The organism is Micromonospora sp. DT48, from assembly GCF_049844495.1.
In the GTDB taxonomy this organism is placed as follows: Bacteria; Actinomycetota; Actinomycetes; order Mycobacteriales; family Micromonosporaceae; genus Micromonospora.
This window is the reverse complement of the sequence record NZ_JBNCLE010000005.1, coordinates 450,888-466,014: the sequence shown is the minus strand read 5'-3', so window position 1 is coordinate 466,014 and position 15,127 is coordinate 450,888. Positions and strand designations below refer to the sequence as shown.

Below are 15,127 nucleotides of genomic sequence, written 5' to 3'. Positions count from 1 at the left end.
CACCCTCACACACCCCTTTCTGTGCCCCCCCCCCCCCGGATCCCCCCCCCCACAACCTTTATATACACCCACGGCGGTGCGCCGGGTGGGGTGTGGGGTGGGTTACAGGGGGAGGTGCGGCACGGGTTATTACTGACGAGTAGCATCGGGTAAACGCCAGTGCTGGCGACCTTCGTCCGGTCCCGCCTGCCGCCTGGGCGGCGCGACGACCGGATCGCGGTCGAATAGGAGGCTCAATCGTGCCCCGTGAAGTCCGGGATGTCGTCTTCGTCGACGGTGTCCGCACCCCCTTCGGCAAGGCGGGTGGCATGTACGCCAACACCCGCGCCGACGACCTGGTGATCCGCTGCATCCGCGAACTACTGCGCCGTAACCCTCAACTGCCGCCGGAGCGGGTCGAGGAGGTCGCCATCGCGGCCACCACCCAGATCGGCGACCAGGGTCTGACGATCGGTCGCACCGCCGCGCTGCTGGCCGGGCTGCCCAAGACGGTGCCCGGTTTCGCCATCGACCGGATGTGCGCCGGAGCCATGACCGCCGTGACCACCGTGGCCGGCGGCATCGCCATGGGCGCGTACGACATCGCGATCGCCGGTGGCGTCGAGCACATGGGCCGACACCCGATGGGCGAGGGCGTCGACCCGAACCCGCGCATCGTCGCGGAGAAGCTGGTCGACCCGTCCGCGCTGGTCATGGGAGCCACTGCGGAGAACCTGCACGACCGGGTCCCGCACATCACCAAGCAGCGCACCGACGCGTTCGCCCTCGCCTCCCAGCAGAAGACCGCGAAGGCGTACGCCAACGGCAAGTTCCAGGAGGACCTGGTCCCGGTCGCCATCCGCGACGAGGAGAACGGCTGGGGCCTGGCCACGGTGGACGAGGCCCCTCGGGACACCTCGATGGAGAAGCTCGCCACCCTGAAGACCCCGTTCCGCCCGCACGGCAAGGTCACCGCGGGCAACGCGGCCGGTCTCAACGATGGCGCCACCGCCAGCCTGCTCGCCGACGAGGCCACCGCCCGCGAGCTGGGCCTGCCGGTCGCGATGCGGCTGGTGTCGTACGGCTTCGTCGGGGTCGAGCCCGAGGTGATGGGCGTCGGCCCGATCCCGTCGACGGAGAAGGCGCTGCGCATCGCCGGCCTGACCATCGACGACATCGGCCTGTTCGAGCTGAACGAGGCGTTCGCCGTGCAGGTGCTGGCCTTCCTCGACCACTTCGGCATCGCCGACGACGACCCTCGGGTCAACCCGTGGGGCGGCGCGATCGCCATCGGTCACCCGCTCGCCTCCTCCGGCGTACGGCTGATGACCCAGCTCGCCCGGCAGTTCGCCGAGCGGCCGGAGGTCCGCTACGGCATCACCGCCATGTGCATCGGCATCGGTATGGGCGGCACGGTCATCTGGGAGAACCCCCACTGGGAGGGAGACAAGTGAGCGCGCTCGCCGCACCGAACGAGGTCGTCACCAAGGCACTGCTGCGGCAGGTGAACGTGCCGGGGCTGGACCGCCCGGCCGCGTTGATCACCCTGGACAACGGCTTCGACCACACCAAGCCGAACACCTTCGGCCCGGCGGGCCTGACCAGCCTGGACGAGGCGATCAGCGCAGCGCTCGCGGCCAACCCGGCGTTCATCGCGGTCACCGGAAAGCCGTACATCTTCTGTGTCGGCGCGGACATCACCGGCCTGCCGCTGCTGGCCGACCGGGAGCAGGCCCTGGAGATCGGCCGGCTGGGCCACCGGGTCTTCGCCCGGCTCAAGGACAGCGAGATTCCGACCTTCGCCTTCGTCAACGGCGCGGCGATGGGCGGCGGCCTGGAGCTGGCCCTGCACTGCCACTACCGGACGCTCTCCGGCGGCGCGGCAGCCCTGGCACTGCCGGAGGTCTCCCTCGGTCTGATCCCGGGCTGGGGCGGCACCCAGCTGTTGCCGAACCTGATCGGCATCCCGGCCGCCACCCAGGTGATCATCCAGAACCCGCTGATGCAGAACAAGATGCTCAAGCCGAAGCAGGCCGCCGAGCTGGGCATCGCGGATGTGCTGCTGGAACCGGCCGACTTCCTGGAACGCTCCCTGGAGTGGGCCGCCGGTGTGGTCCGGGGCGAGGTCACGGTGACCCGGCCCGAGGTCGACAAGGACATGTGGGCGGGCGTGCTCTACTTCGCCCGGCAGACGCTCGACCAGCGGCTGCACGGTGCGGTGCCGGCCGCGTACAAGGCGCTGGACCTGCTGGAGACGGCGAAGGACGCCGACTTCGCCACCGGCACCGCCGCGGAGGACGAGGCCCTGGCCGACCTGGTCTTCTCCGAGGAGCTGCGCAGCGGCCTGTACGCCTTCGACCTGGTGCAGCGGCGGGCCAAGCGGCCGGCCGGCGCGCCGGACAAGGGCCTGGCCCGGCCGGTGACCAAGGTCGGCATCGTGGGCGCCGGTCTGATGGCCAGCCAGTTGGCGCTGCTGTTCGCCCGCCGCCTTCAGGTGCCGGTCGTCCTGACCGACCTGGACCAGGCGCGGGTCGACAAGGGCGTGGGCTACGTGCACGCCCAGATCGAGAAGTCGGTCAGCAAGGGCCGGATGGACAAGGGCACCGCCGCGAAGCTGTACGGCCTGGTGTCCGGCTCGGTCGACAAGTCCGCCTTCGCCGACGCCGACTTCGTCATCGAGGCGGTCTTCGAGGACCTGAACGTCAAGAAGCAGGTCTGGGCCGAGCTGGAGAAGATCGTCAAGCCGGAGGCGATCCTCGCCACCAACACGTCCTCGCTGTCGATCACGGCGATGGCGGCGGAGCTGGAGCACCCGGAGCGGGTGGTCGGCTTCCACTTCTTCAACCCGGTCGCGGTGCTGCCGCTACTGGAGATCGTCCGGGGCGAGCGGACCGACGACGCCACCCTGGCCACCGCGTTCGCGGTCGGCAAGCAGCTCAAGAAGTCGAGTGTGCTGGTGAAGGACGCCCCGGCGTTCGTGGTGAACCGGCTACTCACCCGCTTCCTGGGCGCGGTCTTCGCGGCCGTCGACGCCGGCACCGAACTGGAGGTGGCGAACCGCGCGCTGGATCCGCTGGGTCTGCCGATGCGCCCCCTCGCCCTGCTCCAGTTGGTCGGGCCGGCCGTGGCGTACCACGTGGGCGGCACCCTGCACGCCGCGTTCCCGGACCGGTTCGGCGTCAGCGAGAACCTGAAGCGGATCGCCGACTCCGGCCAGCCGATCGTCGTCGACGACGAGATCAACGCCGAGGTGGCGAAGCTGCTGGTGGTCGGCGACCAGCCGCTCACCGAGGAGCAGGTACGGCAGAACGCGCTGGACGCGCTGGCGCAGGAGATCCGGCTGATGCTGGACGAGGGCGTCGTCGCCGAGGCGCAGGACATCGACCTGTGCATGATCCTCGGCGCGGGTTGGCCGTTCCACCTGGGTGGCGTCACGCCGTACCTGGACCGGACCGGCACCAGCGAGCGGGTCACCGGCCAGCGGTTCCTGCCGCGCGGCGCGGCCAGCCTGCCCGGCTGAGCAGGTCGACGAACAGGATCGCGGTGGTCATCCGGCGAGGGTGACCACCGCGATGTCGTTTCCACGTCAGCGGGCGAGCTCCACCGTCGGCGCGACGTCCGCAGCCGGCAGGCTGACCGTCACCTCCAGGCCGCCGCCGGTCTGCGCGACGGCGGTCACTGTGCCGCCGTGGGCGTCGCAGACCGCGCGGACGATCGACAGGCCGAGGCCCGAGCCTCGTGCGCCGGTACGCTCCCGGCCGCCCCGCCGGAAGGGCTCGAACAGCCCCGGCACGTCAGCCGGGTCCACGTCGAAGCCGGTGTTGCCGACCACCAGCCAGGACCGCTGCCCGTCCGACCCGGTCCGCACCCAGAGCCGCCCGTGCAGGTGGTTGTAGCGGACCGCGTTCTCGATGAGGTTGCCGGCGAGCCGGTCCAGCAGCCCGGGATCACCGACCACCGGTGCCGGTTCCAAGGATGTCTGGACCGTCAGTTTGATCCGCTCCACCTCCCGGCGTACGGCGGAGAGCGCGTTGACGGTGCCCGCGGCCAGGTCACACTCGCTGCGCCGGCCGAGCCGCCGACCGGTCTGCGCCTCACTGCGCGCCAGCACCAGCAACGCGTCGACCAGCCCGTTGGCACGCTCGGAGGCGTCGCGGACCACGGTCGCCATCCGGCGGTACTCGGCCGTGTCGGCCTCGTCGTCGCTGAGCGTCACGTCGATCTCGGTACGCATCACCGCCAGCGGCGTACGCAGTTCGTGCGAGGCGTTGGCCACGAACCGCTTCTGCGCCTCGAACGCGGCGGCGATCCGGTCCAGCATCGCGTCGAACGTGTCGGCCAACTCGGCCACCTCGTCGTCCGCCCCGGAGTAGCCGATCCGCTGGTCCAGCGTGGTCTCGCCGAGGCGACGCGCGGTGGCGGTGACCTGGTGCAGCGGGCGCAGCGCGCGCCCGGCGACCGCGTACGCCCCGACCACCCCGACCACACCGATGGCCAGCAGCGCGGCCAGCCCCTTGGCCAGCAGTTCCGTGGAGGCCGTGTCGACGAGCCGCTGTTGCCAGGCGACGGCTTCCATTGTGCTGCCGTCGGCGAGTACCACGGTGGTGCCGGGCAGCAGCTCGTCGACGGGGCGCAGCGCGTCACGCACCAGCAGCCAGGCCAGCAGGACCAGGATCGCACCGGCACCGACCAGCAACACGCCGTTGAGCAGGGTCAGCCGCAGCCGCAGCGTGGGGCGCAACCGTAGCCTGGGCAGCCGTCGACGCGGCGGGACGCTCACGCCCCCACCTCGGCCGTCCGGTAGCCGGCACCGACCACGGTCTCGATCAACGGCGGGTCGCCGAGCTTACGTCGCAGCGTCATCACCGTGACCCGGACGATGGTGGTGAAGGGGTCGGTGTTGGCGTCCCAGACCCGTTCCAGGAGTTCCTCGCTGGAGACCACCGCGCCCCGCGCCTTGAGCAGCTCGCAGAGCACCCCGAACTCCTTGTTGGTCAGCTCCACCGGCACTCCGCCCCGGGTGGCCGTACGGCGTGCCGGGTCGACCACCAGGTCGGCGACCTCCAGCACCGGTGGGGCCGCCGGGGTGGCGCGTCGACCCAGCGCCTGCACCCGGGCGACCAGTTCGTCGAAGGCGAACGGCTTGGGCAGGTAGTCGTCGGCACCGAGCTGCAAACCCTCGACCCGGTCGGCGACGGTGCCGCTGGCGGTCAGCATCAGCACCCGGGTCAGCTCGCCGGAGGCGGCCAGTTCCGCGCAGATCTGGTCGCCGTGCATGCCGGGCAGGTCACGGTCGAGCACCACCACGTCGTAACGGGTCACGAAAGCCATCTCGTGACCGCTGTCGCCGTCGTACGCGACATCCACCGCCATGCCGCGTTTGCGCAGGCCACGCGCTATCGCGTCGGCGAGGTTGCGCTCGTCCTCGACCACCAGTACCCGCATGCCCGCCCCTTTCCACGCACCGACCACCGACAACGTAACGTCGCCGGCCAAGCCGACCGTGACGGGCCGGGTCAGTGGGGCAGTCGCCAGATGCCGAAGTTGCCGTCGAACAGGCGGCAGGCGACGAGGCCGGACCGGCTCTGGCAGTCACCGCTGGCCCCCGGCAGGACATCGATCCGCCGCGCCGGTGCGCCGGTCGGGTCGATCTGGGCCAGCACCGCGCCCACCTCGGGCACCGTCCGCACCGCGAGCACATCCGGGGCGTACTCGTAGCGGGCGACCATCCGCCACGGGCCGTGCCGGATCAGCACCGCGCCGGAGGACAGGGTGACGGTGGCCATCTCGTTGGTGTCGCGGAACATCGCGAGAGCATTCCGGTCGTCGACCAGCACGAGGTCGAGGAGTTCCTCGTTGCGCCACCGCATCGTCCCGGTGGCGGGATCGACGACCTGCAGCCCACCGCCGGCCAGTCCGGCGCAAAGCATCGGCCCGCAGCCGGTGACGTAGGCCGCCGTCGGCACGGTCGCCCGCCAGCGCTCGACCAGACCGTCGACGGTGAGCGCCACGAGGGTGCGGGAGTTTCGTACCAGGGTCACCAGGTCGCCGCTCAACCACGCCTGCTGGTAGCCGCTGCGCTGGTCGTCCGGTGCGGGGAGCCGGTGCCGTACCGCCCCGGTGTCCGGGTCGATCACCTGGACCTCACCGTCGATGGTGGCCACCACGATGACGTCGAGCCCTCCGTCGTCCCGCTGCCGGTAGTCGACGCTGGCCGCGGACAACGGCATCGACCACAGTTCACGGGCGGTGTCCAGGTCGATCATCCGGAGGACGTTCGGAGTGCTGTCGCTGAACGTGCGCAGCAGCGCCCGGTCGGTCAGGTCCAGCATCGCCATACCGGGCACCCGCCAGCGCTCCTGACCGGTACGCGCGTCGAGGCGCAGGGTCGCGCTGACGCGGGATTCCTGCTGCGCCATGGCGATCACGATTCCGTCGCCGGGGACGGCATCCGCCCAGTAGACCCGGTGCTGCGGTGGTATCGGCATCCGCCACAGCGGCGTCAGGCGCTGCGGCACGGCGGTGGCCCGGACGGGACGCGGATAGGCGAGCAGATCCTGGCTGCCGTCGGTGAACCCCGGACGCGGCGAGAGAGTCAGAATCTGATCACCGACGAAGAACAGGTCACTGCCCAGGCCGACCGGCACGATCGCGTGGATCCGCCCGGACGGCGCGGCCCCCGCCACCGCGATCAGCGTGATCAGTGCCACCACCACGGCCGCCATCCGGCGGCCACCCGGCCGGGAACGTCGCTGTCGTGCTGGCGGATCGGTCAGCTCGGTCAGCTCACCGAGGTCGATCACGGTCACCGTCATCCTCCCCTGACACACACCAGACGCGCGGCGGGCGGGCGAGGTTCCGCCTGTACGATGGCCCGTCGTGGCTGTGCCGGTGGTGAACCCCTCGCTGAACTCCGTCTCCGAGACCGTCGAGACGCGATCAACGACAACACGACCTCGGCGACGGCCGACGCGCGCCGACGCGCTGGCCATCGGAGCCTACGTGTTGCTCGGCGTCATCGTCTGCCTCAACTACTGGGCGGACGTGAACAACCGGGTCTCCTCCCACCTGCCCACCGACCACAGCTGGTTCGAGTGGCTGTTCGCGCACGGCGCGTACTCGGTGCAGCACCTGGATAACCCGCTTTTCACCACCCGGCAGAACGCCCCTGACGGGGTGAACATGATGGCCAACACCTCGCTACTCGGGGTGACCCTGCCGCTGGCGCCGCTGACCATGCTGCTCGGCCCTCAGGTGGTCTACGCGCTCTATCTGGGTGGGGCGTTGGCCGCCACCGCCGGCACCTCCTACTGGATGCTGTCGCGGCACCTGGTGCGCTCCCGGGCGGCGGCCTTCGTCGGCGGCGGGTTCCTCGGTTTCGCCCCCGGCATCGTGCACCATGCCAACGGCCAGCCCAACTTCGTCTCCAACTTCCTGCTGCCACTGATCGTGGTGCGGGTGTTCCGGCTGGCCGAGCCGGGTCGGTGGCGGCGCAACGGGCTGATACTCGGGCTGCTGGTGGCGTACCAGATCTTCATCAACGAGGAGATGCTGCTGCTCACCGCGATGGCCTGCCTGGTCGTCGTGATCGCGTACGCGGCGATGCGTCCCCGCCTCGCCCGAGCGCGGGCCGGGACGTTCGCGGCGGGCCTCGGCGTCGGCGGAGCGCTGGCGCTGCTGCTGACCGCGTACCCGATCTGGTTCCAGTTCAACGGCCCGCAGTCCTACCGGGGGCTCCAGGGCGGCGTGTTCCACAGTTGGGGCGAGGACATCGCCGCCTTCGTCACCTTCCCCCGCGACACCATCGCCGGTGACGAGGCGGTGGAGGCGACCATCGGCATGACCGAGCAGAACACCTGGTTCGGCTGGCCGCTGGTGCTGCTGTCGGTGGTGGCCCTGGTCCTGCTGGTACGCCGCTCGCTGGTGGCCCGGATCCTGGCCGTGCTGGTGGTGCTCTTCTCGGTCGCCGCGCTCGGTCCGGAGATCCGGTTCAACGGCGAACTGACCGGCATCGCCGGTCCGTGGTCGTACATCCCGGAGGACCTGCCGCTGGTCGAGATGATGATGCCGACCCGGCTGACCCTGGTGACCACCGCCGCGATCGGTGTGCTGCTGGCGTTGGCCTGGGACGCGGTGGGCGGTGGCCGCCGCGCGCCGGTGCCGGCTCCCCGCGCCCCGGAGGGCACGGCCCCCGCCGCCCGCCGCCCCCGCTGGCAGCACCTCGTCGGGTACGCCGCGATCACCCTCGCGGTGCTGCCGCTGCTGCCCCGCCCGCTGCCGGCCGAGCCGGTCGACCCGCCGCCGACCTTCATCACCTCCGGTGGCTGGCGACCGTACGTGCCCCACGGCCGCACGCTGGTGCCGGTGCCCATCCCCAGCAACGTGCACGGCCTGTCCACGCTGCGGTGGAGCGCGCTGACCGGGCACGAGTTCCCGATCCCGGCCGGCTACTTCATCGGCCCCAACGCGGACGGCGAAGGCGTGTTCGGGGCTCCGAACCGCCCCACCAGCACCCTCATCTACCGGACGATGGACGCGGGCGAGCTGCCCGAGCTGAGCGACGAGAACCGCCGGCAGGCTGTCGAGGACCTGCGCTTCTGGCGGGCGTCGGTGGTGGTGCTCGGCGCGCATCCCCGCGAGCAGGTGCTGCGGGAACTGCTGACCGCGCTGCTCGGGGCACCGCAGCGCGTCGACGACGTGTGGCTCTGGGACGTGCGCGACCGGGTCTGACGACGGTCACCGACCAGGTCTGACGATGGTCACCGGCCGGGGCGGACACACCGTCATCGACGGGTCGGACACACCGTCATCGACGGGTCGGACGCATCGTCATCGCCGGGTCGGACGCATCGTCATCCGGCGTCGGGAGAAAGCGGTTCGGAGACGTGGGCGGTGACGATGCGCCAGCCTTCCGGTAGGCGTACCCAGGTCTGGGTCTGCCGACCGGTGGCCACGCCGTCGGCGTACCCGAACCGGGTCGTGACGACCGCGAGGTCCGTGCCGAAGGCGGTGACCACCGTGTCGACCAGCCGGCGACCGGGCGGCAGGGACGGCTGGGCGGCCCGCCACGCGCGCTGCTCGTCGAGCCCGTACTGGTGGTCGGCGAGGCCGAAGCGCACGGTGGCCTTGGAGTCCCAGAAGTATCCGCAGATCCGGTCGACATCACCGGCGACGAGCGCCTGCTCGTAGCCGACGAAGGCCGCCGTGACCTCGGCGACCACGTCCCTCCGGTCGATCTCCATGCGGCGGGTCCTCTCTCGACGGGCGGGACGGCGGGTGGCACCCGGCCGGGCGGCGGCGTCGGTGGTGCCTACCGCACACCGCCGCCCGGCCGGACGAATCCGGCTCAGCTGTTCACCACTGGCTCGCGCTTGTCGTCGGCGGCCGACTCACCGTCGGCCGAGGCCGGGAAGTGCGTGGTGGCCGAGGCCGGGGGCGTGGCGGCCGGAGGGGTCGGGGCGTCGCCACCGTGCAGGCGGTCCAGTTCGGCCTCCTCCGGGTCGGGCACCCGGAGTGGGTGCCCACCGAACACGAAGATCGCGCAGATCACCGCCACGAAGAGGTAACCGAGCGCCACCTGACCGTTGGCGTTCCACCGCACCTCCTCGCCGTGGATCAGGCCGATGAAGGCGAGCAGCGCGCCCGAGGCGGCGAAGACGGCGGCGTGGACGAAGCGTTTGTCGATGATGAACGCGACGATCGCGCCGAGCACCAGACCGGCGAGGATCGCCCCCTCACCGAGAATCCGCAGGCCGTCGTAGACCACCCCGGCACCGGCCAGAGCCTCCTCGCCCACCTCGGCGGCGCTGGTGCCGGCGGCGGCCAGGGCGTTGTTCATCTGCCCGGTAGCCCACGCCGCGATGTTGGGTATCAGGGCCGCCACCACCGCCGCGGCGTGCGCCCGGGGCGTCGCCTGGAACGCCTGGGCGCCGATCAGCAGTCCGATGTAGAGCAGGATCGGCACGATCGCGGCGGTCGGGAAGATCGCACCCAGCAGGGAGAACATTCCGAGGAAGCAGAGCAGCGCGATGACGATCCCGGTCGCCATCGAGTACCCGGTACGCCCACCGGCGGCCTTCCAGCCCGGGTGGCCGACGTAGACCGCAGGCGGGAACGGTGAACCGAGGGCGGAGCCGATGACCGCCCCGGCCCCGTCGGCGAGCAGCACGCTGCGCAGGTTGTAGTTGTCTCCGGCGGTGGCCGCGCTCTCCACGTTGGTCATCGCCTCGGTGAAGTTGTAGACGCCCAGCGGGATCGCGGTCGCCAGCAGCGGGGCCATGTCGGAGAGGCCGCGCGCCAGCAGGTCGAGTTGGAAGGTGGGGAAGGCGAACGCGATGTCCCGGGCCGCCGCGGTGACGTCCGGCACCGACATCGCGCCGCCGAGCCAACCGATCGCCGTGCCGAGCAGCAGTGCGGCCAGCCCGATCGGGAAGTTGAACGGCAGTTTCACGTCGGTCAGCAGGCCGATCAGCAGCAACGCCAGCACCGGCAGGGCGATCCAGGCCAGCCGCCACATCTGACCGGCCGGGTTCATCGAGATGAAGGTGATGGAGATGCCGGCGAGGGTGCCGAGCAGCGCGGCGCGCGGCGTGTGGCGGCGGATGTACGGGCCGACGAACGCGCCGATCAGCACGATCACACCGATGATGAATGCCCAGGCCAGACCCGCTTCCCAGGCGCGTACCGCGTCACCGGTGCTGAGGTAGATGGGCAGCATGATGACGAAGATGACGATGAACATGTGCGGCACGCTCGGCCCGTACGGCAGGGCGGTCACGTCGGCGCGGTTCTCCCGCCGGGCCAGCCGACGGGCCAGGTGGGTGTAGTAGATGTTCCCCGCGACCAGGGCGATGCCGAGGGCCGGCAGGATCGTGCCGAACACCTCCCGCTCGGGCAGGTTCACCACGAAGAGACAGAGCCCGGTCAGGGTGAGCACGTTGACCAGGACGTTGACGCCGAAACCGAAGAACGCGTTGGTGTCGCCGCGTACCCAGTGCGGCAGCGGCACGACGGAGGGTCTGGTGGGGACCATGGCTGCTCCCGGTCAGGAGGAGGGTTGCAACACGGGGGTGGTGGGCAGCACGGCGAGCACGTCCGTCGAGTCGGCGACCCACCCGAAGATGCCGCCCTGGGCGGCGATCATGTCGAGCCCGACCCGGTGGAACTCGGGGAAGTAGGACCCGACACAGTCGGCGAGCACGAGGCACTCGTACCCACGGTCGTTGGCCTCCCGGACCGTGGTGTGCACGCACACCTCGGTGGTGACCCCGGTGACCAGGAGGCGCTGGATGTTCCGCTCGGCGAGCAGGGCGTCCAGCCCGGTGGCGTGGAAGGCGCCCTTGCCCGGCTTGTCGACTACCGGTTCGCCGGGCAGCGGCGACAGCTCGTCGACGATGTCGTGGCCGTACTCGCCCCGGATGAGGATCCGGCCCTTGGGCCCGGGGTCGCCGATCCGCTTGCTCGGCCGGCCCCGGCTGAGCTTGGCCGGTGGACAGTCGGAGAGGTCCGGCAGGTGCCCCTCTCGGGTGTGCACCACGGTCATTCCGGCGGCACGGACGGCGGCCAGCAGCGTGGTCAACGGCGCGATGGTCCGCCGCAGTCGGCCGACGTCGTTGCCCAGGCTCTCACCGAAGCCGCCGGGCTCCAGGAAGTCGCGCTGCATGTCGATCACGAGCAGCGCGGTGGTGGCCGGTTCGAAGGTGTACGGGAAGGGCCGCGCCTCGGCGACTGTCAACATGGCTCACCTCACCTGGTCGTGGCGGCGATGACGGCGTCGGAGGTGGCGACGCAGCCGAACACGCCGCCCTGCATGGTCACCATGTGCAGCGCGGCGTCGTGGTTGTCCTTGTCGGTGGCACCGGTGCAGTCGGCGAGGATCAGGCACTCGTAGCCCCGGTCGTTCGCCTCGCGCATCGTGGTGTGTACGCAGACATCGGTGGTGATGCCGGTGAGGATCAGGTGGGTGATGCCCCAGGTACGCAGCACCAGGTCGAGATTGGTGGCGTAGAAGGCGCCCTTGCCGGGTTTGTCGACGATCACCTCGCCGGATACCGGGGCGACCTCGGGCACGATCTCCCAGCCGGGCTCGCCCTTGACCAGGATCCGCCCGCACGGGCCCGCCGCACCGATCTCGGCGCCGATCTGTGCCGACCGCCAGCGTTTGTTGGCCGGCAGGTCGGACAGGTCGGGATCGTGGCCCTCCCGGGTGTGCACGACCAGCATCCCGAGTGACCGGGCGTGTTCCAGTAGTCGGGCGGTGGCCGGCAGCCCGGCCCGGGTGAGGCTGATGTCGTAGCCCATCGCGTCGACGTAGCCACCCGGGCCACAGAAGTCGGTCTGCCAGTCGATGCAGAGCAGTGCGGTACGCGCGGTGTCGGCCGTGCCGTCGTACGGCCACGGGTAGGGGTTCGCCGCTACCGGCCCGATCCGGCCCATCCTCTCCTCCTCCGTGTGGTCAACTCGGGCGCGCCGTGGCTCGGCGGTAGGCCCGCCACCCACCGACGGCGCTGATGTCCTCCGCCTGCGAATCGACGGCGTACGCCTCGCAGAGAAAGCCGAGCACGTCCCGCCCGTCGTGCAGCCGAACCCAGCCCAGCGACAGCGGGGCCGGCACCCCGGCCAGCAGGTCACCGACGGCGGCCACCGGCAGTCGCCACAGCTCGACCTCGATCGGGTGTCCGCCCGGGTCGTGGGGTGCGACCCGGACCAGGCCGGGCAGCCCGTCGCCGTCTGCGCTGGGCAGCCGGTAGAGCCGGTAGCAGGGCGCGGTACGCGCGGCACCGGCGAGGATGCCGCCGCGCTCGGTCAGCTCCCCGTTGCGGGATTCACCGGCCAGGTGCCGACCGACGACGGCGATCAGCAGCTGCGCGGACCCGGCCGGCACGCCCCCGTCGGCGGCCTCGGGAGCGACGCGTTGGGCAGTCTCGGGAGCGACGTGCTGGGCAGTCTCAGGGGCGGCGCGCGGGGCGGTCTCGGGAGCGGCGCGCGCGGCGGTCTCGGGAGCGGCGCGCGCGGCGGTCTCGGGGGCGGCGCGCGGGGCGACGTCCGCTCGGGTGGCGGCGGTGAATGCGGCGGCGAGGCGGGCCAGGGTGGTGTCGGTGAACGCGGGGCCGAGCAGGGTCAGGCTCGCCGGTCGCCCCGCTGCCGTGAAGCCGTTGGGCACCGTCACCGCCGCCAGGTCGAGCAGGTTGGCGAACTGGGTGTAGCGGCCGAGGATCATGTTGCGACCGATCGGATCCTCGGCGATCTCGTCGAGGGTGAACGTCGTACCGACGGTGGGCACCACCAGCAGGTCGACCTCGTTCCACAGGCGATCGACCCGGGCCCGCAACTCGCGCAGCCGGTGTTGGCCCCGGAAGGCGTCGATCGCGTCGTAGCGGCGACCGGTCTCCAGCACCCTGCGGGTGACCGTCAGGACGGCCTCGGGGTGTTCCCGCAGGAAACCGTCCAGCCCGGCGAGCCGCTCGGCCACCCACGGCCCCTGGTAGAGCAGTTCTCCCGCCTCGAAGAAGGTCTGCAGCGGCACCGAGGCGACCTCGCCGACCAGGCCACGCAACGCCTGCACGCCCACGGCGAACCGGACCGCCTGCCCGGCGTCGCCGAAGAACTCCAGGTCTTCTGCGCGGGGCGCCCCGAGGCGTAGCGTGCCCGGTATGCGGGCCGCGACCCGCTCCGCCGGCAGCGGACGCCCCCAGGGGTCGGCCGCGGACACGCCGCGTGCGGCGTGCAGCACCTCCACCGCGTCGGCCACCTCGGTGGCGAAGACCGAGACGCAGTCGAGCGACCGGCAGGCCGGCACCACGCCGCCGGTGCTCAGCAGGCCCCGGGTGGGCTTGAGCCCGACGATCCCGTTCAGCGCCGCCGGGACCCGGCCCGAGCCGGCGGTGTCCGTACCCAGGGCGAAGCTGACCTGTCCGGCGGCGACGGCCACGGCCGAGCCGGAGCTGGAGCCGCCGGAGATCACCCCTGCGCCGAAGACGCTCTCGCAGCTGCCGTACGGGGACCGCGCTCCGGTCAGGCCGGTGGCGAACTGGTCGAGGTTGGTCTTGCCGACGAGCAGCGCTCCGGCGTCGAGCAGCCGACGCACCACGGGCGCGTCCTCGGTGGCGCGGTACCCGAAGTCCGGGCAACCCGCCGTCGTGATCATGCCAGCGACGTCGATGTTGTCCTTGACCGCGAACGGAATGCCGTACAGCGGCAGGGGTTCGGGGTCGGCGGTGGCGGTCAGCTGCGCGGCGCGGGCGAGCAGCTGCCCGGCCGACACGGTGCTGATCCAGACCGGCCCGCCGTCCGCTCCGACCAGGCCGGACGCGATCCGTTCCGCCAGGTCGGTGGGGGTCAGGCCGCCGTGGCGGTACGCCGACCGCAGCTCCGAGATCGATCCGATCCGCTCTGGCATACAGTCGATTGTCGACAGTTCTGTTACGGCGAACCGCGCGCCAGGTAACGACGCCATGACGGCCGCCCGGTAGAGCTACCCCAGATACGACCGCGCACCGTGCTCGGACAACACGTCGAGCACCACCTCCGGATCACCGGCGGCGACCGCCTCGAACAGCCGCTCGTGCCGGTGCACACCGTCGTGCGGCTGCGCCGCCTCCGCCTCGCGGCGCAGATTGATCGCCATGTAGAGCTGCAACTTCACCAGGATCGAGTCGTACACCGTGGAGAGCTGCCGGTTACCGGCCAGGGCCACCAACGCGACGTGGAACGCCCGGTGCGACTCGGCGACCGCCAGGCGATCGCCGTCCCGGGTCGCCTGCCGCATCTGGTCCAACGCCGCCCGCAGCCCGGCCAGGTCGCTCTCCCTCGGCACCGGGATGGCCGACCGCACCGCGAACCGTTCCAGCACGTCGCGCAGTTCGTACAGCTCCCGCACGTCGCGATCGGACAGGGTGGCCACCCGGACCCCCCGGCGCGGCACGTGCTCGACCAGTCCCCGCTGGGCCAGCAGCCGCAGCGCCTCGCGCAGCGGGGCGCGGCTGATGCCGAGACGGCGGGTCAGCTGTTCCTCCACCAGCCGTTCACCGGGATCGCTCCGGCCGCTGAGGATCTCCCGGGTCAGCCGGGAGACGGCAAGCTCCACCAGACTGACACTCTCCAGCTCGCCCTCCGTCGGCGATGCGGCCACGTCGCTCATCCGGACGAG

Annotated in this window: 12 protein-coding genes; 3 read left to right on the top strand and 9 right to left on the bottom strand. The window is 71.4% G+C overall.

Annotation, left to right across the window (positions count from 1 at the left end; all coding sequences use genetic code 11):
* Positions 1-239: 239 nt before the first annotated feature.
* Positions 240-1,433: a thiolase family protein gene (locus tag ACLQ2S_RS05180; RefSeq protein ID WP_309222802.1), complete on the top strand. Its 1,194-nt coding sequence runs from the start codon at positions 240-242 to the stop codon at positions 1,431-1,433.
* Positions 1,430-3,499, top strand: coding sequence for a 3-hydroxyacyl-CoA dehydrogenase NAD-binding domain-containing protein (locus ACLQ2S_RS05175; protein ID WP_309222803.1), 2,070 nt, complete (start codon positions 1,430-1,432; stop codon positions 3,497-3,499). The genes ACLQ2S_RS05180 and ACLQ2S_RS05175 overlap by 4 nt, the downstream gene beginning before the upstream one ends.
* 66 nt (positions 3,500-3,565) lie before the next feature.
* On the opposite strand, the gene ACLQ2S_RS05170 is transcribed toward ACLQ2S_RS05175, so the two are convergent.
* From ACLQ2S_RS05170 to ACLQ2S_RS05160, 3 genes are all read right to left on the bottom strand, one after another.
* Positions 3,566-4,759 (bottom strand): sensor histidine kinase, encoded by a 1,194-nt coding sequence (locus ACLQ2S_RS05170; protein ID WP_309222804.1) that lies wholly within the window; start codon positions 4,757-4,759, stop codon positions 3,566-3,568.
* Positions 4,756-5,424 (bottom strand): response regulator transcription factor, encoded by a 669-nt coding sequence (locus ACLQ2S_RS05165; protein ID WP_155215537.1) that lies wholly within the window; start codon positions 5,422-5,424, stop codon positions 4,756-4,758. The genes ACLQ2S_RS05170 and ACLQ2S_RS05165 overlap by 4 nt, the downstream gene beginning before the upstream one ends.
* Before the next feature lie 71 nt (positions 5,425-5,495).
* Positions 5,496-6,788, bottom strand: a complete 1,293-nt coding sequence (locus ACLQ2S_RS05160; RefSeq protein ID WP_425701204.1) for a PQQ-binding-like beta-propeller repeat protein — start codon at positions 6,786-6,788, stop codon at positions 5,496-5,498.
* Between the two features lie 70 nt (positions 6,789-6,858).
* Here ACLQ2S_RS05160 and ACLQ2S_RS05155 point away from each other — a divergent pair, with 70 nt between their 5' ends.
* On the top strand, positions 6,859-8,709 hold the full coding sequence (locus ACLQ2S_RS05155; protein WP_375335302.1) for a hypothetical protein: 1,851 nt from the start codon (positions 6,859-6,861) through the stop codon (positions 8,707-8,709).
* Between the two features lie 122 nt (positions 8,710-8,831).
* Here ACLQ2S_RS05155 and hpxZ read toward each other — a convergent pair whose 3' ends face one another.
* The 6 genes from hpxZ to ACLQ2S_RS05125 all read right to left on the bottom strand — a co-directional run bounded on the left by hpxZ (position 8,832) and on the right by ACLQ2S_RS05125 (position 15,118).
* Positions 8,832-9,221, bottom strand: coding sequence for an oxalurate catabolism protein HpxZ (gene hpxZ, locus ACLQ2S_RS05150; RefSeq protein WP_425701203.1), 390 nt, complete (start codon positions 9,219-9,221; stop codon positions 8,832-8,834).
* A 104-nt stretch (positions 9,222-9,325) separates the two neighbouring features.
* Positions 9,326-11,011, bottom strand: coding sequence for a regulator (locus ACLQ2S_RS05145; RefSeq protein WP_425701202.1), 1,686 nt, complete (start codon positions 11,009-11,011; stop codon positions 9,326-9,328).
* Positions 11,012-11,023: 12 nt separating this feature from the next.
* Positions 11,024-11,716, bottom strand: a complete 693-nt coding sequence (locus ACLQ2S_RS05140; protein ID WP_155215540.1) for a cysteine hydrolase family protein — start codon at positions 11,714-11,716, stop codon at positions 11,024-11,026.
* A gap of 8 nt (positions 11,717-11,724) precedes the next feature.
* A complete protein-coding gene (locus tag ACLQ2S_RS05135) occupies positions 11,725-12,414 on the bottom strand; it encodes a biuret amidohydrolase (protein ID WP_155215541.1) in 690 nt (229 codons plus the stop codon).
* Between the two features lie 19 nt (positions 12,415-12,433).
* Positions 12,434-14,377: an allophanate hydrolase gene (gene atzF / locus ACLQ2S_RS05130; RefSeq protein ID WP_155215542.1), complete on the bottom strand. Its 1,944-nt coding sequence runs from the start codon at positions 14,375-14,377 to the stop codon at positions 12,434-12,436.
* Positions 14,378-14,452: 75 nt separating this feature from the next.
* Positions 14,453-15,118, bottom strand: coding sequence for a GntR family transcriptional regulator (locus tag ACLQ2S_RS05125; RefSeq protein ID WP_155215543.1), 666 nt, complete (start codon positions 15,116-15,118; stop codon positions 14,453-14,455).
* Between the last annotated feature and the right edge of the window lie 9 nt (positions 15,119-15,127).